Origin of the sequence: Pseudomonas sp. MF6755 (assembly GCF_016405635.1) — a bacterium.
Classification (GTDB): Bacteria; Pseudomonadota; Gammaproteobacteria; order Pseudomonadales; family Pseudomonadaceae; genus Aquipseudomonas; species Aquipseudomonas haemolytica.
The window spans coordinates 30,135-54,987 of record NZ_JAEKDA010000022.1 but is presented as its reverse complement, the minus strand read 5'-3'; the positions used below and the strand labels follow the sequence as shown (position 1 = coordinate 54,987).

25 protein-coding genes are annotated in these 24,853 nt (G+C 53.3%); 9 read left to right on the top strand and 16 right to left on the bottom strand.

Features of this window, described 5'->3' with window-relative positions:
• The first annotated feature begins 43 nt into the window (after positions 1-43).
• A complete protein-coding gene (locus tag JFT66_RS25500) occupies positions 44-1,018 on the top strand; it encodes a lysozyme inhibitor LprI family protein (protein WP_057710741.1) in 975 nt (324 codons plus the stop codon).
• A 137-nt stretch (positions 1,019-1,155) separates the two neighbouring features.
• Positions 1,156-2,349 (top strand): DUF4236 domain-containing protein, encoded by a 1,194-nt coding sequence (locus tag JFT66_RS25495; RefSeq protein WP_082628817.1) that lies wholly within the window; start codon positions 1,156-1,158, stop codon positions 2,347-2,349.
• A 51-nt stretch (positions 2,350-2,400) separates the two neighbouring features.
• Here JFT66_RS25495 and JFT66_RS25490 read toward each other — a convergent pair whose 3' ends face one another.
• Both JFT66_RS25490 and JFT66_RS25485 read right to left on the bottom strand, forming a co-directional pair.
• A complete protein-coding gene (locus tag JFT66_RS25490) occupies positions 2,401-3,645 on the bottom strand; it encodes a VWA domain-containing protein (RefSeq protein ID WP_057710742.1) in 1,245 nt (414 codons plus the stop codon).
• A 329-nt stretch (positions 3,646-3,974) separates the two neighbouring features.
• On the bottom strand, positions 3,975-5,228 hold the full coding sequence (locus JFT66_RS25485) for a TerD family protein (protein ID WP_057710743.1): 1,254 nt from the start codon (positions 5,226-5,228) through the stop codon (positions 3,975-3,977).
• Between the two features lie 418 nt (positions 5,229-5,646).
• Here JFT66_RS25485 and JFT66_RS25480 point away from each other — a divergent pair, with 418 nt between their 5' ends.
• The 6 genes from JFT66_RS25480 to JFT66_RS25455 all read left to right on the top strand — a co-directional run bounded on the left by JFT66_RS25480 (position 5,647) and on the right by JFT66_RS25455 (position 12,053).
• Positions 5,647-6,906 (top strand): hypothetical protein, encoded by a 1,260-nt coding sequence (locus tag JFT66_RS25480; RefSeq protein ID WP_057710744.1) that lies wholly within the window; start codon positions 5,647-5,649, stop codon positions 6,904-6,906.
• A gap of 22 nt (positions 6,907-6,928) precedes the next feature.
• Positions 6,929-7,786 carry an SH3 domain-containing protein gene (locus JFT66_RS25475; protein ID WP_046071053.1) on the top strand — a complete coding sequence of 286 codons (858 nt, stop codon included), beginning with the start codon at positions 6,929-6,931 and terminating at the stop codon, positions 7,784-7,786.
• Positions 7,787-7,795: 9 nt separating this feature from the next.
• Positions 7,796-9,760: a hypothetical protein gene (locus tag JFT66_RS25470; protein ID WP_057710745.1), complete on the top strand. Its 1,965-nt coding sequence runs from the start codon at positions 7,796-7,798 to the stop codon at positions 9,758-9,760.
• An 11-nt stretch (positions 9,761-9,771) separates the two neighbouring features.
• The gene (locus tag JFT66_RS25465) at positions 9,772-10,983 is read left to right on the top strand and encodes a hypothetical protein (RefSeq protein WP_057710746.1); all 1,212 of its coding nucleotides are present in this window, start codon (positions 9,772-9,774) and stop codon (positions 10,981-10,983) included.
• Between the two features lie 83 nt (positions 10,984-11,066).
• Positions 11,067-11,543: a hypothetical protein gene (locus tag JFT66_RS25460; protein WP_229999811.1), complete on the top strand. Its 477-nt coding sequence runs from the start codon at positions 11,067-11,069 to the stop codon at positions 11,541-11,543.
• 84 nt (positions 11,544-11,627) lie between these two features.
• A complete protein-coding gene (locus tag JFT66_RS25455; protein ID WP_057710748.1) occupies positions 11,628-12,053 on the top strand; it encodes a hypothetical protein in 426 nt (141 codons plus the stop codon).
• A 128-nt stretch (positions 12,054-12,181) separates the two neighbouring features.
• On the opposite strand, the gene JFT66_RS25450 is transcribed toward JFT66_RS25455, so the two are convergent.
• Together JFT66_RS25450 and JFT66_RS25445 are read right to left on the bottom strand one after the other, a co-directional pair.
• Entirely contained in the window at positions 12,182-12,724 is a 543-nt protein-coding gene (locus JFT66_RS25450) for a DUF1523 family protein (RefSeq protein ID WP_057710749.1), read from the bottom strand.
• A gap of 199 nt (positions 12,725-12,923) precedes the next feature.
• Positions 12,924-14,093, bottom strand: a complete 1,170-nt coding sequence (locus JFT66_RS25445) for a hypothetical protein (protein WP_169878783.1) — start codon at positions 14,091-14,093, stop codon at positions 12,924-12,926.
• Positions 14,094-14,471: 378 nt separating this feature from the next.
• On the opposite strand from JFT66_RS25445, the gene JFT66_RS25440 reads away from it, so the two are divergent.
• The gene (locus JFT66_RS25440) at positions 14,472-14,780 is read left to right on the top strand and encodes an antitoxin Xre/MbcA/ParS toxin-binding domain-containing protein (RefSeq protein WP_229999808.1); all 309 of its coding nucleotides are present in this window, start codon (positions 14,472-14,474) and stop codon (positions 14,778-14,780) included.
• A gap of 705 nt (positions 14,781-15,485) precedes the next feature.
• Here the strand turns inward: JFT66_RS25440 and JFT66_RS25435 are convergent.
• The 12 genes from JFT66_RS25435 to JFT66_RS30320 all read right to left on the bottom strand — a co-directional run bounded on the left by JFT66_RS25435 (position 15,486) and on the right by JFT66_RS30320 (position 24,727).
• Positions 15,486-16,241, bottom strand: coding sequence for a TIGR03747 family integrating conjugative element membrane protein (locus tag JFT66_RS25435; RefSeq protein WP_057710750.1), 756 nt, complete (start codon positions 16,239-16,241; stop codon positions 15,486-15,488).
• Positions 16,242-16,259: 18 nt separating this feature from the next.
• Positions 16,260-18,476: a type IV conjugative transfer system coupling protein TraD gene (traD, locus tag JFT66_RS25430; protein ID WP_057710751.1), complete on the bottom strand. Its 2,217-nt coding sequence runs from the start codon at positions 18,474-18,476 to the stop codon at positions 16,260-16,262.
• A 3-nt stretch (positions 18,477-18,479) separates the two neighbouring features.
• The gene (locus tag JFT66_RS25425) at positions 18,480-18,890 is read right to left on the bottom strand and encodes an HNH endonuclease (protein WP_057710752.1); all 411 of its coding nucleotides are present in this window, start codon (positions 18,888-18,890) and stop codon (positions 18,480-18,482) included.
• On the bottom strand, positions 18,850-19,134 hold the full coding sequence (locus JFT66_RS25420) for a hypothetical protein (RefSeq protein ID WP_124376261.1): 285 nt from the start codon (positions 19,132-19,134) through the stop codon (positions 18,850-18,852). Before JFT66_RS25420 ends, JFT66_RS25425 begins: the two co-directional genes overlap by 41 nt.
• 7 nt (positions 19,135-19,141) lie before the next feature.
• On the bottom strand, positions 19,142-19,645 hold the full coding sequence (locus tag JFT66_RS25415) for an integrating conjugative element protein (protein ID WP_057710753.1): 504 nt from the start codon (positions 19,643-19,645) through the stop codon (positions 19,142-19,144).
• On the bottom strand, positions 19,642-20,199 hold the full coding sequence (locus JFT66_RS25410; protein ID WP_032877907.1) for a lytic transglycosylase: 558 nt from the start codon (positions 20,197-20,199) through the stop codon (positions 19,642-19,644). The genes JFT66_RS25415 and JFT66_RS25410 overlap by 4 nt, the downstream gene beginning before the upstream one ends.
• The gene (locus JFT66_RS25405; RefSeq protein WP_082628823.1) at positions 20,184-20,936 is read right to left on the bottom strand and encodes a TIGR03759 family integrating conjugative element protein; all 753 of its coding nucleotides are present in this window, start codon (positions 20,934-20,936) and stop codon (positions 20,184-20,186) included. Before JFT66_RS25405 ends, JFT66_RS25410 begins: the two co-directional genes overlap by 16 nt.
• Before the next feature lie 40 nt (positions 20,937-20,976).
• Complete coding sequence (locus JFT66_RS25400) at positions 20,977-21,693, bottom strand: hypothetical protein (RefSeq protein ID WP_057710756.1); 717 nt, start codon at positions 21,691-21,693, stop codon at positions 20,977-20,979.
• A 456-nt stretch (positions 21,694-22,149) separates the two neighbouring features.
• On the bottom strand, positions 22,150-22,977 hold the full coding sequence (locus JFT66_RS25395) for a Fic family protein (RefSeq protein WP_057710757.1): 828 nt from the start codon (positions 22,975-22,977) through the stop codon (positions 22,150-22,152).
• Positions 22,978-22,981: 4 nt separating this feature from the next.
• Positions 22,982-23,494 carry a hypothetical protein gene (locus tag JFT66_RS25390; protein WP_057710758.1) on the bottom strand — a complete coding sequence of 171 codons (513 nt, stop codon included), beginning with the start codon at positions 23,492-23,494 and terminating at the stop codon, positions 22,982-22,984.
• 19 nt (positions 23,495-23,513) lie between these two features.
• Positions 23,514-24,299 (bottom strand): pesticin C-terminus-like muramidase, encoded by a 786-nt coding sequence (locus JFT66_RS25385; RefSeq protein WP_082628818.1) that lies wholly within the window; start codon positions 24,297-24,299, stop codon positions 23,514-23,516.
• 11 nt (positions 24,300-24,310) lie between these two features.
• On the bottom strand, positions 24,311-24,727 hold the full coding sequence (locus JFT66_RS30320) for a cysteine peptidase family C39 domain-containing protein (RefSeq protein WP_354003908.1): 417 nt from the start codon (positions 24,725-24,727) through the stop codon (positions 24,311-24,313).
• Positions 24,728-24,853 lie beyond the last annotated feature (126 nt).

Sequence of the window (24,853 nt, the reverse complement as noted above, 5' to 3'; positions counted from 1 at the left end):
GCGCGGTTAGGCAGGGCTCTGACGAAACGCTGGAGTAAACAAAATGAAGGAAAAATCGAATATGTCGCGATTCAACATCGGCTCTGGCCTTTTCGTCATGTTGCTCACCCTGGTATCAGCCCACTCCAATGCCACCAGCTTTGATTGCACCAAAGCTGCAAGCTTTGCTGAGAAATCGATTTGCACAGATTCTGCACTCAGTCGTCTGGATGAGCAGATGAACTCCGAATATGTCCGCGCTTTAGACGCAGCGCCGAACAAGGCCCAGGTCCGTCAAGATCAACGAGACTGGTTGCGTCTGCGCGACAACTGCAAGACCGCCAGTTGCTTAACCGCTTCGATGACTGATCGGCTCAGTGTTCTATTACGCACCAAGGTGGATCAGCCATCTAAAGCGCCAACCTCCGTTGCCGCTACCCGGGTTGATCAATCTGAAACGAATGTGATTTCAAAGGCCGCTACTTCTCCAATGGTCCCCGCCGTGGTGAAGCCGGCAGCCCCGCGAAATGCCACGGATGATCATCAAGCGATCCTGAACTTGAAGATTGGCCTGTTCGTGATGGCAATGTTGCTGCTGGTCTGCATTTACCTGCACCGTCGGGGGACCATTACGATCTATCAGGACTACACCGACGCGCTTTGGACAACCTTGACTCCGATCTTGGGGATTGGGGCGTATTTCGCCGCGAGCGCCTGGCTGGAGGTACCACGCAACTACTCCATCATTGCTGCCTGTGTCCTTGGTGGTCTTATGTCATTGCAGGTGCTTATCCAAACGTACAGAAGCAACAGCATCTGGTTTTTCCTTTTATCCCTCTTCGCAAAGGTCACTCTGCTGACTTTCTACCTCCTGATGATGGCCCTCCTGCTGTGCGGCGGTGCGCGAACCAAAAGTGAGGCCCGGCGGCGGCGCGGCTGGGCAGTGCTTGCCACGACTGTATTCGTATTCCTCTCAGGCTGGATGTGTCGGCATCGGCAATTCAGTTCGATCGACGATTACATAGCCGGACGGGCATAAGTGACATATCGGAGGTTGCGCTATTGCCACATGCGCGGCCACCGATGTAAATGGACGTCGGGCCAGTCTAAGGGGCCCGACCGAAGCCGGCATTTTCAAACAACAAAGAATCCAGGAAGAAGGATCAAGGAGTAGTCATGGGATTTCGTTTCAGCAAGCGAATCACGATTGTGCCTGGCGTACGCCTTAACATTAGCGGCAAAGGGGTAAGTACTTCGATAGGGCCTCGTGGTCTGAGTATGACGATGGGTCGCAATGGCACCTATCTCAATGCGGGCTTACCCGGTACTGGTCTTTCATATCGTGAAAGGATCGACCGGCCCAGTAGATCGAGTAGCTCCCAACCAGGACCTGCCGGAAGCGAATACTCTGGCCAGGTAAAGGTGAAAGTAAACGACGATGGCACGTTGTTGATTACGGATATAGATGACATCGAGTTGCCGACTGCTGTCATCAAACGCGTCAAATCCGAGATGGCCGATTCCATTCAGGACTTGCTGACTCAAGCAGCTGATAAGGTCAATCAGGATCTCGAATCCTGCCTTGGTGTGCACCTACTGACGCCGCGGCCGGGGGCCATGCCGTTGATCCCAGCTCCATTCGCCATTGAAGAACCCACGAGGCCCACTCAGCAGACGCCAGGTTTGATGGATCGAATGCTGCTGCGCATCGCTAAGATTGAGCGTGAGGCTGAGTCGGCGGAAGAGCAGTATCGACAAGACCTCGCGAACTGGCAGGCCACGCGTGACGCGCATGAACTTGAACGCACCGAAATCGAGAAAGCATTCCGGCTGGCGGCAAAGGGCTTCAGTGCTCAGATGGAACGTGCCCTGGACTATGTGTTGAGCGGCATTGCCTGGCCAAAAGAAACCCAGGTGGACTATGAGTTCTCACAAGACGTTACCGGCGTCGCGCTCGATGTTGATTTACCTGATGAGGGCGATATCCCGCAGCGCAGCGCTGAAGCCCGTGGCAACGGCAAACTAACCTTCAAAAATCGTTCGGATGCCCAGGTACGTAGAGACTTTGTCGCGCTGTGCTATGGATCTCTGTTTCGAGTTGTAGGGGAGGTGTTCGCTCTACTGCCGGCGATCCAGAAGATTCTAGTGTCGGGTTATATCCAGCGTGACAACCCCGCTACCGGGACAGTGGAGGATCAATACGTGCTCTCGGTCTTGGTAACGCGAGATCAGTGGGATGCGATTGATTTCAATCGTCTGGATGCGATCGATCCTGCAGCGACCCTGAACGCGTGTGGCGCAGTGGTAAAGCTGGACCGCTCTGCGCGTTTTGTTGAGGTGACGCCGATGGATATGTCGGTCTTGAACTGAAGACAACCGCGGCGGCTAGAGCCGCCGCGGTGTGGGGAGGGCAGGAGAGGGTTAGCGAATGATTCCTTCGCGCTTTGCCTCCAAGATCCACATCGGAAACTCCTGCATCAGCCGTTCGTACAACTGCTCTTCCGTCATGTCGTGCAGGTCATCCAGGGCAAAGAATCCGCAGTTGTCCACGACTCTCCCGGGCATGGTGTCCAGTTTTTCCAGAATGCCGTAATTCCGGCCTGCTAAACCAATGTATTGCCAGAAGATTCCCAGCTTCGCTGCATCCACCATAAGTTGCGTGATCTTGCGGTTTTCAGACACGCCACCGTCGCTGATGAAAACCACAAACATTGGGGTTTTGTCTTTGGAAGCTTGGAAGGACTCGATCACTTTTTGGATCGCCTTCGGCTCATCATTGTAGCGCCGACCGACGTCCCACTTTTTCCAGCCGCTGTTGTCGGATTCGACAAAGTTCTGGTAGTTGTTCAGTGTCACAGGTGAGAGTCGCAATGGCCGTTCGGCAAATGTCCAGCACTCAAGTTCGGCGTCTGTATCTAGGGCGACGGCGATTGGCACAAGTCGATTGAGTACTTCCTGCACCCGGCCGGTTTTGTATTGATTTCTCATTGAGTCGGTGACGTCGAGCACGAGCAAAACGCGAGCTTTCATTCCAACCAGGCAGGCTTTCTCGAGGCTAACCTGTGCCTTCTTGGCCAGACTGACCAGTTCCGGCGCGACAGCAGCTACACGCTTCTCCAGAGAGATTGTGGAGGGAGATGGGGCCGGTGCAGCCTCTTCAGTAACTTCGCCGCCAAAATACCTCACGAGAGCGTCCAAGCCCTCGGCAAACCCCTGAAGGTTTGAGGCCAACCGCCACTCCCGATTCTTACGGTAAAGCTCAACGATCATTACCGCTTTCTCGGTTGTGAATGTGAGCCCTGAGAATGCGCAGGTCGCTCCTATCTCACCAGATGGGCTGATTACTTTGAAGTTGCCATTCTGGATGTCATTCATCGCCCCGGCACCGTCGATGGAGGCTGTAAAGACCAAGCGATCGATAGAGGCGGGCAGGGTGGCTAGATTAATTTCAAACTGGCCACCGGGGGCGAGAACCAAACTGCCGCAAGGCGTGAAAGGCTGATTGAAGAAGACCATGTAGCGATCATCAGAAAGCTTGCCATGTTCGTCGACACCGAAACATACGAAATCGATTGCGCTGGGGCTCTCAATGTTGACCGAGAGAGTGAATGAGAGACCGGGAAGAATATTTGCCAGAGGCATACGCTGGCCTTGGGTGATCTGCATGCATGGTTCCTTGTGACGATTAGAGCGCCTAATTATGAAACGGCCAAGGTGATACAGCCATTTTCACAGGAGTGGCTGGTATATCCGTAGGCTTAAACTTAACGGCGCTCGATGTTTCTGCAAGTCTTATACGGCCAATGAGGTCGCAGCGGGAAATTCCTATGGGAAGAACTGTTCATTCTCTCGAGGACACGGGGCAATTCATCATGGGTTGACGAGGCCGATGATGCTTGCATACAACCAAAATAGAAATCCCGCGGCGGCCGTGTGCCGTCGCGGGATTACTTGTCAAGCATGAATCTGCTGAAAGCGCCTGCTAGCACGAAAGCTTAGACATACTGTTTTTTGCCGCTCCTTTCGATTGGGTGGCCTTTAAATACGTGTGGGCCGTCCATGGTCAGCTCAATTTTGTCTCCCTTTCGAGTCAGCCACGGGGTGGCTTCGCTGCCGGCTTTGGAGGTAACTCCGGACGGGCTAAGCAGGACAAAGTCCTGGGAAATTTCGATCTGCCCGATCACATAGGTATACACCATTGAGCTAAAAAACCCGGATTTGAACTCGAATGCGCATTCCACGACCTGGTCGCCATACTCCATCCGCATCTTAGGTTTCAGCGATGCCACCGAAACCGCACCGTTATCTACTGCTGAATAAACGCTGCAGACCAGCGCTACCTTGCCGCCCATGAGCTGCGAGATTGCTGGGTTAATTTCGACGGTTTCAATACCAGGAGCTGAGGTGCTGGCGCTGACCACGTCACCGGTATGGAAAACGAAGGGATCGACGTCAAAAGCCCCACGCTTGTCAGGTGCCTGGATGATGGACATTCGCCCATCAGGGCGAAGGATGCCGATTCGCAGATCGAGGTCGTCGTTGTCAGATCCGTCGCCGTTATCAACCCACGTAGCGCTGACGCGAATTACCTTTGGAGCTGACGGCCCTTTTTCGAGTGACACCTTGTGGCTGCTGCCAGGCTTGTCCAGTTTTACCACGGTCTTAGCGATGTTGACGGGCTTCGGAGGCGGCGCAGGTGTTACCGCCTGCCCGGAGGATGCATCGTCTTCAACTTCGATGCCATAAAACCCGCAAAGTCCGGCAAGACCTGAGGCGAAACCTTGCCATACAGATCGCGCTTTGAGCTGGCCGTTCCGGACGTACAACTCAAGCACGATGATGCCCGTCTCTTGTGAGAAGGGCTCAGGTGCCAGTTCCAGGGTTTGGTCCCCGGCAATGACGATAGCGCGTAGGTCTTTGACTGCTTCGAAGCCGCCGGCGCTGCCGTCTTGCGTCAAAGTAATAGCGATCTTCGTTATGTTGGCAGGCAGTCGAGACGAGTCGAAGCTGATGCTGTGACTCACCGTGTCGCCACGAGCGACCGGGGGCGCGAATGTCGCCGCGCCTGAAGAGTGCTCGGGTGCATTGAAGAAAACCATGCCGCTGTCATCCACTACCTTGCCAGTGTCGGTGACCAAAAACGCAGTAAGGTTCACGTCTAGGTTGTTACCTGCCGCATGGGTAACTTCCACCCAACCTTGGGAGGAAAAGATCGTTGTGTTCTCGCCGGGTTTGAGTGACTGATTCAATTCATGCCGCCTATTCCATGGGTTTTCGTAACGCATTGTTCATGCGCTGCGCTTTTGTTGTTTGAGCGCGAAGGCCGGCCAATGGGGAAACATCCCTCATTGGTGCTGATCGCATTGATGCAGTTTAACGGCTTGGCCGCCGGCGACCGCCGAGACATCCATTCTCCATTTACACACCGTCTGAAACCCAAGTTTGGAACGTACGAGAGGGAATGTTGTGCGCGACATTGAAAGTCCTCTCAGTCCCGTTAAGTTCTGTTCGTAGGAAACAAAAACATCTGCCCGGCGTTCTGCACCGGAATTCGACAAGGCATTTTAAGTGGTGCGGTCTCCTCCTAGATGGCAATATGCTACATCTATTTGCGCTCCCCCTCATCATCCAGGGTCTGGCGTTTAATTTCTGACAAGGACCCGTTGGATGCTAATCGCACTTGTGGTTTTGAACGCCCTTTATTTGATCTGCAGTCTGCTGTTCAACGCCGAGCTGCTCAACATGGCTGGCGCTGATATCCCCCTCCGAAAACTCGAAGTCCTTGAGACCTATAGCCAGATCCTGGCGGCGACGAGTATGTGCTTGCTGGTATGGCGAATCTGTTATCGACGATACCAAGGCAAGGGGAGGGTGCTGTGGGTTTGGCTCGGAGCATCGGCACTTGTCGTTACGCCGTTAACGTGGTGGTTTCAGGGTGCGGCACCGGATTGGATCGCAGAGCAGTTCCCCGGCTCGCTACGGGTCAGTAGCCTCTACGCATACGTCACCAAAAAGGGATTGCTCTATGACTCCCTGACTATTCCGCAGATCCCCTATAAGGCTTACAAGGATCAGGGAGAGGGGAAGGCTTTTATAGCAAACCTCGGCGTTCTGATGAGTGTTCAAGGCTCTTACGTCGAGCGCATCGACAGGAACTTCCAAGGCTTTTCAGCTGCTGTTTTTCGTGGCTACACCGTCCGTAATGGAGACGCGTTATACGAGCGCTTGCAAGAAACTGTCGTGCCCTCAGTCAGTGACATCAGCAGGGCGTATGCACAGCTTGAAGGTTTTCGTGCGGGAGGCATCTCGGGGAGTGAGTGGCGACCGATCAAATGGCCGAATGCAGGGGAAGATCTGGGATACCAGCCGACCATTGACGAGTACGCCCGGTCAATCAATCCCGGTGTGCGGACACGAGATGCTCTGGCCAACACCACCGAGGTTCGCCACATGGCGAAGACCAAACTCGGTCCTCTCTATGTGAAGGGCATGAACCTTCTGGCTACGCGAGAGCAGTACCAGGCTTATCTGCCTGGCATTGCCGACAACATGGCCTATGACGTCGCTCACACCGACATCCACGGGGCTGAAGGTTTGAACGTCCTCAAGAATATGTGGTTTATCCCCTTCTCCCTTCTTAGTGGGTTGTTCTTCGGCGGCATCAGTCTTGTGGTCTTGATCATCTCGGGTGTTGAGGCGCTTCGAAGCCTCCCCGGGCGAATTCGCTTCGTTCGACCGGTCGCCGTGATTTCGATCGTTATGCTGCCTCTCGTTGTTGGCAACGCAATTGTCGATAGCCCCGGTTATAGAGATGCGTTCAGGAGCTTGGGCAAACAGCCAGTTGTGCTTGCCACCGTTTTCCATTGGGCCATGTCCTCAGAAGCAATGCTTTACAACATTACAAGGCCTCTGCTGAAAGCAGAGTGACCTACACAAAGGGAGAGTCACCGTGCGTAAAAAGTTTCTCGTTTCAGTACTGGCATTGACCATCGCAGCATCAACCTCTGGCTGCGCTGAGTTGGGTATCAACAAGCAACAGGCTGGCACCGCAGTGGGTGTCGTTGCTGGCGCTGTCATCGGGCAGTTCATCGGGAAAGGCAACGGACGGATCGTGGCAACCCTGGTCGGCGGTGCACTGGGCGGTTACATCGGTAACAAAATCGGTGCAAAACTGGATGAGCAGGATCAGCAGGCCCTAGCACAACGCACGCAAGATGCATTGAACGCGTCGCCGAGCGGGTCCAGTCTGCCCGTGTCCTGGACATCGGCCCATTCTGGCGCGTCGGCGGAGATCGTTCAGGGCAAAGAGTTCACCCAAACCAAAACGGTTGAAGTGAAACGTGCTCCGAAGATCGTCGCCGTCCCTTCGATGAAGCTCATCAATGAACAGTACGTCACCAAAAGTAGTTCGAATGTGCGCGCCGCGCCTGAAAAAGGCGCAGACAAAGTGGGTGGTTTGAAACCTGGCACCGAGTTTACTGCCGTTGGTTCGACAGGCGACTGGATTCTTGTCGGCCGCAAGGGTGTAACTGTCGGCTACGTCCACAAAGATTTGGTTGAACCAAAATCAGTAGCCGTTGCGAAGCGTGTGAAGTCCGCGGCCAACCTGGACGAGATGAACGTCGCTGCCGACAAGGAAACAAGGGCCTTCGATCTCGATTCGATCCCGACGTTGCCAACTCAGCAGGTCGCTGCTGAAACGTCTTGCCGGCCGGTGACCGTGAGCCTCAAAGCGGCCGACGGAAACACTGTGCAGGAGAAGAACACCTTCTGCAAACAAGCCAACGGCACCTGGGAACTCATCTAAGGAATCTTCATGAAAAACCGCGCACTCGCTCTCGTTGTAGTGGGTGCTTGCGGCATCGCGCCGCAAGCCTGGGCTCACCAGCTCGCCTACTCGAAGACAGAACAGATCCAGGTGAACGTTGATGGTGAGGCGACATCCTGGTGCAAACCAGAAGTGGCCATCACCATGCAGCGCCCAACTTGGGATGACCAGAAGCCGCTGAACACGCTTCTATCGAAGCTCCCGTATATTCTCGGCCAGGAATGCCCGACGGCCCAGGTCACCTGGAAAGCAGTCGACGCAAAGGGGGCGGTTTACGCCACCGGCGCGGGCAATGCGAGCAATCTGGGCCTGGCCACGCTGACTTCACCGACTGCCGCTACGGCCGCTGCCGCGCCCGCTGTTTCGGTAGCCCCCGTGGCTTCTCCTCCTACTCCACCAGCAGCTGTGGCGGCTGCATCTGTACTACCAGCCGCCGCTGCGCCTACTGAGCCTGCCGGTGCAGCGCCTGTGGTTGCTGCACCGGCCCCAGCGCCTGTAACGGCACCTGTGATACCACAACCAGCACCAGAGGCTTCACCCGTGCCAGTGCAACCGGTGCCGGTGGCTAAAGTACCTGTGACGGTTGCCCCTGTAGCTGCAGTGGCCACAGTATCTGTGGAGGCAACTCCAGCCGCCGCCCCTAAGCCTGCCGCTCCAGCTGAAGCGCCGGCCGCTGTTGCTGCCGTTCCTACTGGTGACTTCGGTCGCTCATTGGTGCTGGCCAACCAGAACCTGATGGGGATTACCGACGGAAGCGGATGCAAATGGGTTATCAGTAAGTCGGTAACTGATGGGTCCGATCCAAGTCTGTCCTTTGCGTCGACACCCGCCATGCCTTGCACTGCATCAGGCTATGCCGAGGGGTCCTATGACAAGTTGCGTTGGGCGGTACCGAACACCTATCGCGGTGATACCTGGTCAAAAACAACCGTGCACCCAAGCGGTCTGATGTTCAACCAGGCACTGGTCCAAGCGGTGAAAGGCAAGGCGCTTTCTTTCCTGAATAGCCGGGCAGACCAAGCACTCTTTCAGGTGGGTGAACTGCCTGCGCGTAACATGAAGGTGTATTTGGCCTTTGAGCGCCCCAACTACCGTGTTCTGTCGCCGTTCTCCAGTGATCCGTATTATGTAGTGATCACTGCAGATGAGGCATTTGCGCTTGATGCGGTTGAGTTGAAGCGCGCTGTGGTTGAGGTCTACCAACTGGTGAAGGCAACGTCGCCAACGACCGTCGGCCTGTCGAACCTCTTCTTCGCCAAGAACTTCGAAGCCCTTTACCCCGAGGGATACGCGTCGGAAACCAAAGACAGCATTCTCAAAACGCGTATGGGCGAGAACCGTGGTGAGTTTTACTTCGATGCTCGCCAAGGCAATAACTTCGCCCTGCGTCGCGAGGAGATCCGCCTGAGAGAAGTACGTCGTCTGCAGCAGCAAATGGCTGAGCTGCACACACGCGTCTTGGCGCGTTACGAACAACTCAAATCCGGGATGAAGGAATTCGAAGGTCGGGAGGCTGAAGCGCTGGCGCAGATGGCCGGCATCAAAGTCACCTTCCCATCGCCGATCGCAATGCAGGACCCGAACTCTTCAAAGTCCGCTGTGCCGATGATGATTCACGTCACTGGAAAGAGCGGCGACTACTACGAGGTCGATTTCCCACGTAAGGGGCGTGTACAGACTGATGCTGAACTGGAGAGCCAGTGGTACGTGCTGCCGGCGGCAAACATGACACCCTTCCTGCCGCTCGAAGACGGTCGCGCCGTTCCTACGTATCGCGTGTATACCGCTGGCGCGGCTGAGGTCTGCAAGCAAGACCACTGTGCTGACAGAGTGTCATTTGGTGCCGTACTGGCCAAGGAATTTCCTGGCGCCGGGATCGACTTCAACTGGACGCCTGCAGTCTCTCAGCAGCACGTGATTGATTGGCAGCAAGCATCCGCTCAAATTCAGTAAGGCAACCGACTATGAAAACGATGAACAAGAAGCACATCCTCATCGCCGCTGCGGTCGCCGGTATTGCGATTCTTGCAGCTGGTGTGGGGTTATCGAGCTCCGGCAAGAAGCAAGCGCTGCGTCAGTACGATGAGATGAAGGAACAGTACTTCCTAGAAAACGTCCTGAGCGAGGGAGATATTTCCTATTCCTTCTGGTCGGGAAACGTCACCGTTGAAACACCAGAAATCCGCCTGGTTGCAGCAGAGACCAACGGCGCAGATAAATTCCTCAAAGGGATTATGGGGCTGCTCGGTGGAATGGACTCCGGGGCAAAAGAGTCTGCCCTGGTCGAATGGTCACGGTATCTGCTTTCGACCAGTACTGGTGGCGGCCGTGCCGGTGGCGTTTACTTGAAGGCCGACGCCCTCAAGGTTAGCCGCGAAGGTGATAACAAGAAGGGCGAGATTCATGTCCAATTGTTGGGCATGGACATGAGTTCTCCTTACCTGTCGCACAAAGGCACGGATGTGGTCCTGCCCTCGGAAGTAGCGGATGAGATCCAGCCGCGCGCGGAGATGGATCAGTACGGAGGCGTGGTCAAGTCGCCCTACTCGTGGGGTAGCAATATCGTCCAACGTCTGCCGTTCACTGGTGCATTTATCATCGGCGCTACAGGGCAGTTCGGCACCAAAGTTGACTTGGACTTCAAGCTCACGCGCTCCAGCGACGGCGAAGGCTCGGTCGAGTTTGTAGTGGTGCATCGTAATGACGGCAGTGAAGTTGGCCGGATTGTACGCGAGGCTAAATTTGCGTCCATCCCAGAGCTTGACGATGTCCAGGTGCAACTCAAGAGCGCGCTAAGTGGCTTCATCATGGGGGCTTACAGTACGTCCATGGGCCAGGCCGTAATTGCGGAAGCCGCAGGTGACTTTGCTCGTAAGACCAAGGTGTACAGCTACTCGCTGACCTACAAAGGCTTCGACCAGTTAAAGGAGTCGTTCGACGAATTCAAGGCCGCTACCAAGCGTGAGGAGTTCACCGGCTTTTGCAATGAAACAGGCCTATCAGGTTATCAGAGTGACTTTGGAGTCAAGGGCAAGGATCACAGCGATTCGGAGTGCGCGATCGCTCAAAAGCTGGCTACCGATGCCAAGTTTGAAGAGTCCTACATTTTCAAGGAGGACAAGTCGTTATTTTCTGGCCTTTTCGTGAGCAAAAGCTTCACGCTTGAGACGAACTGATCATCAAGTTTCCTAGAACCTGGAGTACGGTCCGCCGTACTCCACGGTCACTAAAAAAATCTCAAGACAAAGGTAAGAATTTCATGACGAGTGTTTCCAAATGGGCAATCATGGCGTTCTGCTCGATGCTGCTGGCTGGTTGCGGTTCAAGCCAGGACAAAGCTGAAGAATTGGTCAAGTTGATGGGCATGGACGTCCAATACAAGATGGTAGTGCAAGTCGCAACGTCGGGTTATGCATCCAAATATCGCGAAGTCGCGCCAGAAAAAATCAAGGCCGTGATCGAGGACAACATTTCCCAGGACCTCTTGAAAGATACCTTGGTCCAGGTATATGCGAATCACTTTGATGCCGACGAGCTCGAACTGATGATCGAGGCCAACAAGCATCCTGATCAGGCGATGAAAATTATTATGAGCTCTAAGGACGGCATGAAGCTGGCAAAAAAATCCATGGACGTCCAGGTGGATCTGCAGCGTGATATGGCCAAGGCGTTCGAGGATCGCGATGAGGACATTGTCGACGAACTGGACGACCTCCGAAAGGATGCCCGCGGCTGATCCTTCATTTGCTCCGAACCACGGTAATCGACGCGGCTACTACGAACAGTTCGAGGTAGCGTTTGGCAATTCATGGAGGGTGGGATGAGGTTTATTTTGGTAATGCTGCTGGTGCTCAGCGGCTTCGCTCACGCCGGTTGCGGCAGCATCAACAACGACGATCAACGCGCCTACTGCTATGTCAAAGAGGGGAATGGGAGCTGCGCGAGCATTAAGGACGACGATCTGCGCGCTACCTGCTATGTGGAGGCCGGCAATGGCAGTTGTGCGAGTATCCGTGATGATGACAAACGCAAATACTGCTACGTGAAAGAGGGCAACGGAAGCTGTGCAAGCATCAACAATGACGACTTACGTAACGCCTGCTACGTCGAAACAGGCAACGGGAGTTGCGCGAGTATCCGTGACGACGATCAGCGATACTTGTGCTACGCCAAGACTGGCAATGGCAGCTGCGGGAGCATCAAAAACGATGACTTACGACGTCAGTGTGAAATGGTAAAGCGCTGACTGGCTTGCTTTAGCCAGGCCGGATAAAGGAATCTCACCTACAAAAAATGCCAGTCAGGTAACTGACTGGCATTTTTCATTCTGCGGCTAACGATCTTCCAAGCTGAAAAGGCGAGTGGTTCAACCGCTCAACCCAGTACTTCGCCCCTGGACTTGCGCTTGAATCGCCGGCGCAGGAAAAACACCACAAACAAAATAAGCAGCGTTCCTACGGTGAGGAAAATCGTGTTGAACCAAGGAAACGGCTCTTCGCGACTGTTCGTGGCTTCGATGTCTGTTATGTTTGGGAACACGGACAAGATTTGAATGCGCCAGCCGTAATAACGAATGAGAGCCAGCTGCTGGGCATCTCGTGAGTAACCCTGGGCCTTTGCCTGAATGTCGGCCGAGTCAAACTTGAAGTACCACGGAAAACTCCACCCGGTATCTTCATTGCGATAGACCATTACGTTTTTCGATGTTGGGTGTTCAGTGTTAATGAAATACACATCCCGGGTAGGGCCGTCTGCTGGGTTTTCAGCATTGATGACGCCGTCATCGTCCACACGTTTTACCTCAACGCCGGTGATGGCCACCACGTCGTACTGCGGTAAAACATAAAACAGACCCAGTCCCGCACCAGTGATTACGAGCAAGATTGCGCAGATAACCACCCCTTTAATCCACTTCATTTATGTGCTCCATTTTGATCGTCGAATTCTGCCCCAATTAGATCTTGGGTTTTCACCTTTGACCGCTGGGGTGCTACTAAACTTGGTTAGCAAATGTGTAGGTGCTGCAGTGATAGTAACGACGACTCAAAAAAAGCCCAGGAAATCTCCCAGGCTACTTGTTTTCTGAAGAACGCGATCGCGTTCCGATCACCCTGGCTTATGCAGGTGCTGTGTCAAATTCCAGGCATTCGGAAAGTGAGGTGAACTCAGGTCGCCGGCAGACCCAGGCAGTAAAAGCGGTGTAAGCCACCGTTAAGCCTGTGATCAGAGCCATTGTTTGCTTCTTCTCTCGACTGTTTCTCGCAGCAGCACGCACTTGAGATTCACCTTTGCGTCGAGCACTGTTCGAAAAGAGAGACGCGATCAGCATTCCAATCACCGCATAGAACACGGTGATGAGAGTGAGCTTGGCAACAATAACTAGGGTGATACTCAGAGCTCCCTGGTTTGTCCGGAAGGTCGCGAATACGGCGTATGCAATGGCCAAGATAATCCCGGTACCCAACGCTATCCCTGAGACCAAGCCAGGCATTTCAAGCCAACGAAGGATCAGAGCCGAAACGGCACCGATCGCGGGCAGCGCATTCGTGATCGCAGCATCGGTGTAGTCGGTGTAGATCGTGGCAGCCTCTGTGTGGTGTCTCCAGATCGCCAGGCAGGTGATCATAGAACCTATCAAGAGCGTGTATTTCCATGTCGGGCCTGCCCAGAAGGCCTGCCACATGCGTAACACTGCTGGTTTCTCAGCTACAGACTCAGCAGGGCGCACTTGCTGTGCCGAAACCACATAGGCTGGGCTCTGAGAGGAGAGCGCCGGTTGCACACTTTGAGACGGTGTCTGAGCCACCTGATGCTGCTGAGCAGATTGCTGTCTTTGTTGACGGGATTGTTCCTGAGCGATCCGGTACTGCTCATCTCTTTGGGAGCTGGCAAGTTCCTCTGCCTGGCGCTGAGCTTCATACTCATCTTTGCGCAGCTTCTCTTCTGCAGCGTATGCCTTACTTTTTTCAACGCGTGAGTAATTATCCAGAAAGGTGACACGAGCTCCCATGGTTTGATCGAGACACTTCTGGGTGGTGCACTGATCTCGTACGGACAGCCACTCGCGTTGTGACTGGCGCAGATCATCCGGGTGCTCTGTTTCAGCGAGGACTTTTTGATAGGCTCGATCGAGAATACTGTCGACGCCACTCAGATAGCCGTCTTTACAGATGCTGGACTCCGCGAAATTTGCAGCCTTTGAACAATCAAAGCTCGCTGCCATTGAGCTACTAGTAACCAATGCCAGCGTAAGTGCGAGAGCGTTGCGAATTATCATCCGGTTCATCCCTAATTCCGTTATTCAGTGCCCGTAGCAGGGCATAGTGGTATCGGCCGGGCATGTGAATACGTGAGGAGAACATGCATGCTCGTGTGGACGCGTCAGTTAAAGTCTTGAGCAGCAGCATTTCCTTCCCGGGGAATTTTTGTTGTCAGATGCCGACGTTGACAGGGCTGTACTACCAGCCCATCTTTCCTAGAAGAACGTCACCCGTTGTGGAACATAGCCGGTCAAGAGGCTACCTATGTTGGCTGAATTGCTGCCCAAACCGGTGTACCGTCACTACCGACGTCATCTTGGATTTCACTGCAAATTGCCGTTGGGGCATCAGAGCAAGAGATCCACGAGATTATCGCGGCAGGATTCGCAGCCGAGGGATTCAAATTGCTTAGCGAATCTGGCGTGTACGACGCAGTCGCCCTTGAAAAGATTATGCCGGTTGGGACCCTTAACGCCCGATTGGCTCGCCGACAGCGCTTAAATCTGGACGAGAGTGATCGGTTGTTCCGACTTGCACATGTGACAGCAATGGCAGAGGCGCTGTTCGGAGACGTCAAAAAAGCCCAGCGCTGGCTGAGCAAGCCTAAGCAACGTTTTGCCAAGGAACAGCCCCTCGCACTGTTATCCACTACCCAGGGCACTCGGATTGTCGAGAAACTGCTGATTCAGGTTGCCGAGGGGATGGTCTTATAACGAGTGCACTGATCTTTGGTGGCAAGTCGATGAGCCACGCTACATCGATTTTACAGAAACCAACTCTACAAGGCGGTAATTCTTCCTGGCCGCTTTGATCGCCTCCTGTTCTGCGAGACGCGTACTGAGCGTATCCGCCTCATGGACCATTGTGTGCTTCCTACCCTCAAACTCATTACCGATCCGCAGCGTGACCCTTAACACGGGGGTGAACGCTTTCACCGATCTTCTTTTTCTCCGCAGCCTTCACTGGCTGGATGTTCGAGTTATCCGAAAGATTGTCATGTTCATGTAAGGCATGAGTCTGCGCAAGTGGCAGCACCGCCAAACAGTGCTCGGCGAATCTCTGCTTCAGTGAGGTCGTGATCTTTGTATATAGCCTTGGCGTAGGTTTGAACTTGCCGCTAGTGCTTGGCTCGGCCGCAAATTGTCGTAATTCTCATCGGCTTCGGCACTGCCTTTTCAAAGGCACGTTTGCATTTACCCAAATATAACTGTCAATGTTTGGAAGCGTTAAGAATCTGAGGTCGGATGCCTCTGTCAATCTTCCACTTTTCGCGTTCCTGATGCGTCAATATCAGGCGCAAACATTGACTGTCAATGAGCAGTTCACTTACTCAGTGGGAAAGCCCAATCTTGCTGGCCTACTGCTGTGTCAATGGTTAGAGACGTAGCTGATACGTGTGTCCACTGCATGGGCAGCTCCTAAAGGTATTTTTTGAAGCTTGAGACGGTGATGTAGACGGACACACCCAACAGCACCGCGCAGGGCAACAGAATCAAAAGGGGACTGATGCTGATGGGGATGGCCAAGTAGACCGTCCAGGGCACGATGGTCAGCGGAATGATCGTCCCCCGGGCTTTGTGATACAGGTAACTTGACTCGCGGCCGGAGCCGAATTTTCGTAGATCACGCCGCACCAGGCCATCGACCAAGCCAGTGAACGCCGCCAGGGCGAACAGTGGAATCGTCAACGTCAGAATGACCATTCGCACACAGAAGGTCAGGACTGTGTATAACGCGGCTAAGCCATAGTCCTGGAATTTGATCATCGCCCGACCGAGTTCGTAGCGAAGGTTCAAGGTTCCCGTTTGTTGTGGTGATGTTAAGCGAGCGTACTGTGTCAGTGCATTTATGTTGTCCTGCATGCCGGTTTTCACCATCAGCCAGTCATAGACCGTTTGTGCCAGCCAGGTTGCCGTACGCCCCGGTTCCTTGATGACAACGCTGTGCAGCAGATCCTGGGACAGCCAGCCCAGTTCATGTTGGAACATCTGCTGAGCATGTTTCCAGCCGGCATCCGGCCAGAACGTGTACATGCAAAGCCATTCAACGACGATGGCGCCGAGCAAGGAGCCGAACATCACCCCCAAGAAATGAAAAGGGGTAGAGAACAGCATGCCCAGGAAGTTTTTTTGACCTTCCTGTTGTTGCTGGGCTTTTTCCGCGATATCGGCCATGGCTCTGTTCCTTCAAGCCTATGCGGCTTTTCCGTTATTGGCCATCTGGCGGAAGTCGTCTACCAAGTCATCAGGAAGCGACTCACTTAATGCGTCATATCCCGGTGCTTGCCACCAGTCGCTGCTGGTTCCGGATCCTTTACGCATGCCCTCAACCAAGGCCTGAAGATCCTTGGGCATCACTTCATCGGTATCGCTTGCCGGCAACGGCATACGAATCTTCCACAAATTCCCGCCCTCTATCAGGGCAAAGCATTGCCCCTTGGGTAGGGCAATCACATGCGCCGGTTCGATCATCGGTACGCTGACACTTTGGATCTGATCGTGAGTGTTAGAGGTGAAAGCGGTGTTGCCGTTAATAGCGTCGTTTGCACTGCTCGCTGGTGTACTGGTAAACACCTGGACCTTTGGCAACTGGTTGGTCAGCAGCTCGGCGGTTGCAGTCTCACGTACACGTAACATGAACAGGTTGTTGAAGTTACCGATGACTTGGCCAGCTTTAGCCCGGTTACCGATTTTTGCCTCAATATCGCTCATGGTTTGGGTGTAGGCCGTGACCTGCATGCCGGCACCACCGCCTTTGTTGATCATCGGTATGAATTCATCGCCCATCAGTTCGTTGAATTCGTCCGCATGTACGTTAATTGCTACCTTGCCGCCGGTGGCCCCGGGCAAGCCATCATCGATGCCAAACTTATAGATGTGACCCGCAACTGACACCAGATCGCTGAACATCGAGTTGCCCACCGCTGCAGCTACCTCTGTATCAGATAAAGCGTCCAGGCCGACATAGACCACTGCCCGTTTGCGGATGATCTGCATCCAGTCAAAGATTGGACGTGGGTCCTCAAGATCCAAGTAGTCGGGAGATAGCAGCTCTGCAATCCGGCCTGTGGTCAGTTTTTCCAGCAATGGCAGAAGGCTGGCCACGATCTTGTCGAAATAGGTTTTGTCATAGCGTACGGCTGATCGCAGACCCTCCATCACTGGGTCGGAGATGCGTTGCTGAGTGAGGTACATGTCCAGGGCCACCACGCGTAGCGGTCGATCCTTCATGGCGAAGCTGAGGTTCTTACGATCGATCTTTCCTTCCAGCTCAACGATGGTTTGCCAGGCTTTGGGATCATTTTCAGCAAAGTACTTCTGCGCATACTCGATGAACAGCGCGTCAATGTTTGTCACATGCTTGAGGATCTGTTCATAGTCCGGTCGACGTCCAAGTGCCACGAGGGCGCGCGCGATGATGTTGACGAAACGCCAGGCGAATTCACGGAATGCCGCGGAATTGCCTTCCCCCGAAAGTTGGCCGGCAATGCGGGTGGCAACCTCCGAGATCCGACCAAACCGGCCGACGGCGTTGTAGCGAGCGGAGTGATCGGGCCAGCCCAGGTGGAACACGTAGAATTCCTCCAGTCGGTTTGCGCGCTTGCATTCGATGTACATGCGCTTCAGGAGGTCTGCGTCGCCTTTAGGATCGAAGACAATCACCACTTCGCGGTCCAGGTCCAGTTCTACATTGCGCTGGCTTCGATGAACGGGTTGCACGCGTCGCCCCATATGAACGCGGCGCCGGGGGCTACGGCGGGTACGCCTGATGTCTTGGGTGATAAACAACTCTGCCAGGCGGGTTTTCCCAACACGAGTAGTCCCCAATACAAGGGAGTGTCCAACCCGCTCACCCAGTGGCAGGCTGACATCCGCTTCGTTCGGCTCTATACCGTGTAAGCGCGGTAGCCCCCCGACTGGAGGAAGTGGACGCGCCGGGTTAAATGGCACATCCCACGAGGTAGCCTTTGACAGCAATTTGAGTGGAAAGGGCGCGAACTCCAAACGCTCCTCAATTCTGCGAGCAAAGGTATAGATAGACGTGGGCTCGACATACTCGGCGTATTTTGGGAGGTAAGTCTCCATCAACCGCTGAGTATGTTTTTGGGTCCAGCGAAAGCCTTTACCGATGAATAGCCGCTCATTGCTGACCGGCATGTCTTTGCTGGTCATGGTGTAGTGGGGTAGGCGCCGAATATTGCGTCGGTAACGCAGCACCACCAATGCCTGTTTCAGGCGGACGAACCCCAGACCCAGAAAGCCTGTGCCGGCAACCATCCCGAATAAGGGCGTCAGAGCAACCGCCCAGGGCGCTAAAATACAAAGCAACGCCGCAGCGACACATACGCAAACTGTGTACAGCTCGACGGCAGGGCGTAGTAACGATTCAATGGTATAGGAGGTGGCCATGGATCATTTCCTATGAGTGATAGGGAACAGTGGCCCCACTGTTTCGTAATGGAAAACGACTGGCTTGCCTGTCTCAACGATCAGCCCATAGGACTTGGCCAGGCGGTATATGGGGTGGTAACTGTTGAGGGAGTTGACGTGATCAGCAATGCGCTTTCGCCAGACCTCCAATGGCATCGCTGCCTTGCTCAAGTTACACGGCACGCACGCGGGCATCATGTTGCTGATGGTGTGGTTCTCCGGCAGCCCCAAAATGATGGCGCCGGTGTACTTGCCGTTCACCCTTTCAGGTTCTCGCCATACTGCTTCCTTGTGGTCCGCATGCCACCGGTCTCCCAACAGCACACCGCAGTATGCGCAATGGCCCGCGAATTTAGCGTGAAGCTCGCAGCGTTGCTTCTTGGTCAGCTTCATGGGGCCGGGATCCTCCTTTGATGCGTGATGATGAATTGGCCAACTCTTGCCTCGCTTGCTCAACTGCCTCGGGCAGGCGTTCTTTCAGCCGCTGACATAGCTCCACCTCGTCACCAGGTACGCGGGCGATGACGGTGCCGCCATAGAGCTTGGCGACATAGGTGACCTGTTCAAAAAGCAGTTGGCCTGCTCGTGGGTCATCTGGTTGCTTGATGACCAAGGTGATGTGCGTAAGAGAGGCCATACCCTGGTTACTGCTGGATCGTTGTGGCAGTGATCAACAGCGGGTAATGCTGGACTCCCAGGCGCTGTGCCAGATCATTTGATGGTGCCGGGACCAACTGTAGATTTCCTGCCCATCGTTGGATTTCGGCAAATCGCTCGGCGCTGGCCACGTTAACCACAAGGCCGACTGCCTGCAGTTGCTGTAACTGATCGCGGCGCTGTGATAACCACTTTCTGGAGTTTTCATCGTCGCCTACAAGAAACAATGGTTGCAGGCCAGGTGCATTGATTACCCGGCCCTGGACCTGCCCGGGTGTCAGTTGGTCAGAGCGCACTGGAAACGAGCCTTGCCCACGCACACCAATATTGTCTGACTGTGCGGACTGCTCGGTAGGTTCTGGAGCCAAGTCCTGGTAGTAGGGCAGAGCGGAAACACCCCCTCGGTCTTCAACAACAATCAGCGAGGTGGCATGCACCGCTATGGGGGAGGCCAAACACAGCAAAACAGGCAGATGCAGCAATCTATTCATGGATTATTCGCCATCAGGTTGATACCGGTGACCCGGCTGAGGTGTTTGGCAAAAGCTCGTCGGTAGCGGGCAGCGGGTTCACCTCCGGCAGGGCGGTGGTACCGGCCAGCAGCGGTGATCCAATCGCCTCCTTTAGCTTTTTGCTCAGCCAGGATCTGGGCCGTAACCGAGAGGTTTTTGTACGGATCCAGCCCTTCGCAGGGATAGCTATAACGGTGGCCGTTTGCACCGATGTTGGTTTGTCCAAGACCGACGTCGACCCTACTTGGGCCTGCGGTCTGAAGGGCGATCATCAACGCTCTGCAAGCATCGCTGCGTGTCGCAAAGCGATATCCGGCGCCGGCGACATTCAACGTCCAGGGCCAGGGGACGATCTGGCCGCGAAGTCGGGTGCCACTCTCTTGCAGTGCAACGGAGTACAGCACCTCGGACGGAACGCCGGCAGGCAGGGCAATCAACTGATAGGCCGGTGGCGGAACCTCGGCACCGTTAGCAAATGCCGCGGTGAGCAGTAGCCCCCCCGTTAAAGCCGCGCGAATTACAGACGCTGCCATTGTCCATTCACCTCGCGTACCACGGCCGGCAGCTCACCGCCGAGTCCAAGGCCAAGCCATCGACCGGCATCGTGATTCAGTGTGATCTGTCGGCTTCTCACGCTGGCCGGTTCGACTCCGGCCAAGATGGCCCAGCGGCGAATTATTTCGTCATCACCTTGACTACCAACGAAGTACAGATCAAAGGCCTGTTTCTGGTTTTGTAAGTCTTTGACGCGGTCAATACATGCGTTGCAACTGTCTTGAACAAAAACGGCTAGTCGTCCAGTGCCTTTCACAGCAGTTACCGCTCCCGAGCCTGGAGCAGATGCAGGGTTGGACGATAGTTGAATGACTTTTTCATTGGGGTAAAGACGTGCGAAGGCTTGGTCATAGGCCCTTTGGTACGCCAGTTCCTTATCGATACGCTGTCGCTCGGCTCGCACCTGCAGCTCTGCATAGCGTCGGCGCTCCTCCTCCGACTTCGCTTCGATGCCAAGTGCTGTCAGAGGATCCAGGCCTGGCGAATAGATTCCGCGAGGACCTTCCATCACAGTTTGAAAGCGGGACCATTCTTGGGGGGTTAATCCCCACTCGCGGGCGAGTTCTGTCTGACTGGCTCCTTGAGAAGAGTTGTGAACTTCACTGTTCTGAGTGTTCGAGATCGACGTTGATTGCCCCGAAGCCGCATGACAGCCGTATGCAAACGCGAAGGTGGCCAAGCCTGCAATGAAACCCAAAATGTTCCTGGGCTTCATTGTTTTCGAGGAAGTGGTAGGGGAGTGCATAAAGGAGGTCCTATTGCGCGACGGTTACGGTTTGAGGTGTTCCGGCCACGTCAAAGCGTGCGGATCTTCCGTCCAGCGCGTTGAGTCGCCAGGCGGTGCCCGCCACAGCGTCACCAGGTCGGATAAGGTAAATTTGATTCAACTGCGTGCTGCCAGGCGGTGCTACGGACAAAAAGCGTTCTCCGCCGCGATACTCGATACCGACAACGGTAAAAGGGGGTGTTTGCGGTGTGACAATGGTGGTAGCGGGCGGTGTTGGCCGCTTTGGTTGGCGGGCAACGGGCTTAGGCTTGGGCTTGAGGGGAACAGCAGTGGCTTGTTTGATTCGTGACTGACTGAGTTCTTGAAGACGGCTATCGAGTGTTTCGACGCTGGCTTTGAGGACTACCAATTCACCAGTAGACGCAGCATTTTGAGAGATTTCCTGCGCTGACTCCGTCGCTTGCTTTGCATACGCTTGTGCGGCATCAATTCGATTCGACAAAGCCTGCTGCCCGGCTCGGAAGTCCTCATTGGTCACCAGGTGGTTGCCGGCTACCGTGTCCAGTCGCTCATCGACTTTGCCCAGCCGCGTCAACAACGCATCGAGCGACTCTTTGTTTGCAGTCGCAGCTAAGCTGGTGCTGAGTTGGGAGAGTTGATGATGCTCATAACCCAGCATGCCTGCCAGTATTGCAAGGCAGAGGCTGAGTATCGCTGTGGTTCGAGTAGGGCGTGGTAGGTTCATGGGCGTCCTCGCGCAAAAGCCAAGACACCCTCTCAAACCGCTCTGTTACGTGCATTAGGAAATAGGTTTTACAGGCCGATTGATTTAAGTCCTGCGGAGAGGTGCCCCCACAGGCAAGCCAACGAAAGAGCTTCACGGTACATTCAGGGTCGACGATCGCCGAGGTCGGAGAGAAGCTGCGCATCACTGCTGATGGAGTATTTACCATTGCAAGTGACTGATTGAGCGGAACGCGGTCAAACGAACCTAGTCAATCTGGGTCTCAGCTCGACGTGCCACTTGGCATCGCAGAGCGAGTACCGCTCAAAACTTCGACAGTGACAGGGGCGGCGGTGCTTGAGGCTACAAAGCATGTTATTAGTTAGCCATGATCTGTGTCGTGATGTTCTGCCGTCAGATGTATTGTTCCCAAAATAAAGCAGCCCACTGTGTCGCTCAATTCAACGTTGAATAGGACTACCACAAGAAATTTGAGTCTGACTCCAGTCTCTTCTTCATTATTATAATTACTCGACAGCAGTAAACGATCAGAGTCGACCATCGACCAAATAAAATGGACTCTCGCATTGCGAGGTCAAATCCATGACTCGAAAGCCCCATGAACTCTTTCATCGGTATGTAGAATCTGTTTGCTTCGTCTATATGAATCTGAATAAGTCCATTGAAAACTATTCGCCCAGTGCGACCGTTTCCATCACGAAAGGGATGGATGCAGTTAAATGCTCCAATGAACACCGGCGCCAGGAAGCAGCTCGGAAGGTTATTGGCGTACCCAAATTTCAGGAACGAGTGCAGCTTGATTAGTTCGGATTTCACATGGCGCCAATCCAAAAACTGCCAGTAATCTCCGAGGTGGTCTGGTTTGGTAATTACATTTAGTTCTGATCTGAGCTTCACTGATTCTTTGTTAGCGTCAGTCGCTATGCTTTCAAGCAATTCAATGAAGGTCGAGGATTTAAGGTGAGGGATTCTCTTTATGTCTGCCAGGTAACTTTCAAAAATTGGTAATTCAAGAGTCGTGCGTTCTCCAGTTACAGAAGGCGACCCATATTTAACGAGCATGAATTCTGATAGAGGTCTTTCTAATGACGCTAGAGCTCCCCTAAATCTTACAGTTTTGTTATCCGAAGTTAATTGCTGTGCGATTGCCTCGTTGAGGAAAACTGGTTCGAATCTGACTAGGTCGGAGAGAGCCTCACTAGCTTCATCAATAAGCGTGTTGGTGTAGGTTGAGATCCCCCCTATGGGGGGGTATTTTGGCGATGAGAAAATGCGCTTGTGCATGATTTTACTGTATTACTCGATATTCTATATTGCTCTCTGGAGCTTTATTTTCTCCCCAGTCTAGGAGGGTTTTTATCGCGGAAAAATCTGGGTTTTTCTTAGTTATAAAAACAGTTAATGTGGAAACTTTGTTGCAGCCGGAAGGTCTTTCGATTGTACGCAAGTCTGAGCATTTTTTGCTTATTAACGCGGCGCCGACGATTTTTTCACTTTCGTAAATGATGGCGGATTTTTCAGTACATGATCGGAAACGACAGCCGGATTTCATTACTGCGTTTTTTATACCTTCAGGGGTTCTCAGAATGATGTTGGAGTCCGGGTCGGGGTTGGACAGTCCCATGATGATCTGATCCACTACCGGCGAAGAATTTACTATGTAGGTACCCTTCATATCCCCAAGGTAATTTTGAAGCTTTTCCTTGTCCTGTTCGGCGCCTTCAGTGCTGTTTGCAGCAGTACAGTAAAGAAGCAATAGTGAGTAGGCTAAACAAAATGTATTACGAGTAAAAAAGTGCATGCTTGTTCCTGCCCTAGCTTTAGCATGGATCTGCATCGGATGGCATGCGGTGTGTGTTAATGTCATTCTGAAGAAGCGTTGCTTCTCGCGCTCTTCGCTCATGGTACGCGTCACCGAAGTTGTTTAAGTTATTAAGTGCCGCTTGCCAGTTACCTGTCGTAATTTGCACCCAGAAGTTTGGGGTGGCTACAGCTAGATTGGTGCCATATTGATAGGCTAAGTCAACTATTGCTGTTTGAGTTCCAGAGGGGAGTTGATCAAAGTTCGCAAAAGTAGCTGCATTGTCAAAGTTTGTAGCCACTTGTGACATTACATTACTTAAGACGGAGCTGTCCATCAAATCAGCGTTAGCTTGGGATACAGTAAGCGGATTAGCTGACAAAAAATTGTTAGCCTCTTGACCGGTTCTCCCTGTATAGGGAAGCAATTGAGATATCAAGTCAACTGGCCAGCCAAAATTGGCCATGCTTTGCTCGGTGCGACCACCCAAGTCAATGCCAGTAGCAACTGTTACGCCACTGCTCGCGCCTCCTGGCCAGTAACCGTTCAGACGCTGTTGGCCTTCACTAGTCGAAATAAATGCATGGTCTACATTTCGAGATGGGTTTACACACAATGGATTTGGCTCGTGTTCTGGCTCGCCATTTCCTCCATCAGGATCTGTCGGGCTTGGGCCATCCGGGAAATCTCCAGGATCTGGTTCAGGTGCAATTACAGTAATGTCGGGAAGCGTAATGTCCGGGTATGTATCAGTGCTTTGGCCGCCACAAATTATATACTGCTCAGAAGCTTTTAGTTTGCGCATATAAGTCCCTTTTAAGAGTGTCGGTTTGATTGTTGTCTAGTCTTGTTCGATAAAATCTCTATTGCAATATTTCCGAACAATCTGTCGAGAGCGGTTTTTGATATGCGTAAATACCCTCTTCTCGGATCCTTGATTAAAGAAAATTGTTCGTTGGTTTCCACTAATATTGCATAGTGGTTTTTGCCAAATAGAATAATTGAGGGGAGTGTTAAGTTTTTTAGCTCGTGTTCATGTAACCACCAGCTTCTGACTCTTAGTCCATAGAGACGAAAAGTCGATGATAAATCCCTTATGCTGACTTTTTTTATGCCGTCGGTAATTTTTTTAGGGATAATAGGCAGGTGGAGAGTAGGCTCAAAACTATGGGAGCATAAGATCATTTGTATGCATGCCCAAGCGCACCCATTAGAGGTGGTTTGACGAATCATTGGTGTTTTAGGCATGTCATAACCTCCATGTTTAGTAGTAAGTAAGCATAAAATTGTTACAATTTTAATTCTGCTTCCTTGATTGCAACTGCACACACCACGAATCGGTTAACCAACTGGCTGGGA

Excerpts from the sequence above, each read along its gene's own strand:
- JFT66_RS25460 (WP_229999811.1), top strand. The coding sequence starts at position 11,067 with ATGACGAGTGTTTCCAAATGGGCAATCATGGCGTTCTGCTCGATGCTG.
- JFT66_RS25410 (WP_032877907.1), bottom strand. The coding sequence starts at position 20,199 with ATGGCAGCGTCTGTAATTCGCGCGGCTTTAACGGGGGGGCTACTGCTC.
- JFT66_RS25390 (WP_057710758.1), bottom strand. The coding sequence starts at position 23,494 with ATGCACTTTTTTACTCGTAATACATTTTGTTTAGCCTACTCACTATTG.
- JFT66_RS25425 (WP_057710752.1), bottom strand. The coding sequence starts at position 18,890 with ATGAAGCTGACCAAGAAGCAACGCTGCGAGCTTCACGCTAAATTCGCG.
- JFT66_RS25490 (WP_057710742.1), bottom strand. The coding sequence starts at position 3,645 with ATGCAGATCACCCAAGGCCAGCGTATGCCTCTGGCAAATATTCTTCCC.
- JFT66_RS25450 (WP_057710749.1), bottom strand. The coding sequence starts at position 12,724 with ATGAAGTGGATTAAAGGGGTGGTTATCTGCGCAATCTTGCTCGTAATC.
- JFT66_RS25470 (WP_057710745.1), top strand. The coding sequence starts at position 7,796 with ATGAAAAACCGCGCACTCGCTCTCGTTGTAGTGGGTGCTTGCGGCATC.
- JFT66_RS25420 (WP_124376261.1), bottom strand. The coding sequence starts at position 19,134 with ATGGCCTCTCTTACGCACATCACCTTGGTCATCAAGCAACCAGATGAC.
- JFT66_RS25500 (WP_057710741.1), top strand. The coding sequence starts at position 44 with ATGAAGGAAAAATCGAATATGTCGCGATTCAACATCGGCTCTGGCCTT.
- JFT66_RS25435 (WP_057710750.1), bottom strand. The coding sequence starts at position 16,241 with ATGGCCGATATCGCGGAAAAAGCCCAGCAACAACAGGAAGGTCAAAAA.
- JFT66_RS25400 (WP_057710756.1), bottom strand. The coding sequence starts at position 21,693 with ATGAACCTACCACGCCCTACTCGAACCACAGCGATACTCAGCCTCTGC.
- JFT66_RS25415 (WP_057710753.1), bottom strand. The coding sequence starts at position 19,645 with ATGAATAGATTGCTGCATCTGCCTGTTTTGCTGTGTTTGGCCTCCCCC.
- JFT66_RS25405 (WP_082628823.1), bottom strand. The coding sequence starts at position 20,936 with ATGAAGCCCAGGAACATTTTGGGTTTCATTGCAGGCTTGGCCACCTTC.
- JFT66_RS30320 (WP_354003908.1), bottom strand. The coding sequence starts at position 24,727 with ATGATTCGTCAAACCACCTCTAATGGGTGCGCTTGGGCATGCATACAA.
- JFT66_RS25455 (WP_057710748.1), top strand. The coding sequence starts at position 11,628 with ATGAGGTTTATTTTGGTAATGCTGCTGGTGCTCAGCGGCTTCGCTCAC.
- JFT66_RS25395 (WP_057710757.1), bottom strand. The coding sequence starts at position 22,977 with ATGCACAAGCGCATTTTCTCATCGCCAAAATACCCCCCCATAGGGGGG.
- JFT66_RS25465 (WP_057710746.1), top strand. The coding sequence starts at position 9,772 with ATGAAAACGATGAACAAGAAGCACATCCTCATCGCCGCTGCGGTCGCC.
- JFT66_RS25480 (WP_057710744.1), top strand. The coding sequence starts at position 5,647 with ATGCTAATCGCACTTGTGGTTTTGAACGCCCTTTATTTGATCTGCAGT.
- JFT66_RS25385 (WP_082628818.1), bottom strand. The coding sequence starts at position 24,299 with ATGCGCAAACTAAAAGCTTCTGAGCAGTATATAATTTGTGGCGGCCAA.
- traD (WP_057710751.1), bottom strand. The coding sequence starts at position 18,476 with ATGGCCACCTCCTATACCATTGAATCGTTACTACGCCCTGCCGTCGAG.
- JFT66_RS25445 (WP_169878783.1), bottom strand. The coding sequence starts at position 14,093 with ATGAACCGGATGATAATTCGCAACGCTCTCGCACTTACGCTGGCATTG.
- JFT66_RS25495 (WP_082628817.1), top strand. The coding sequence starts at position 1,156 with ATGGGATTTCGTTTCAGCAAGCGAATCACGATTGTGCCTGGCGTACGC.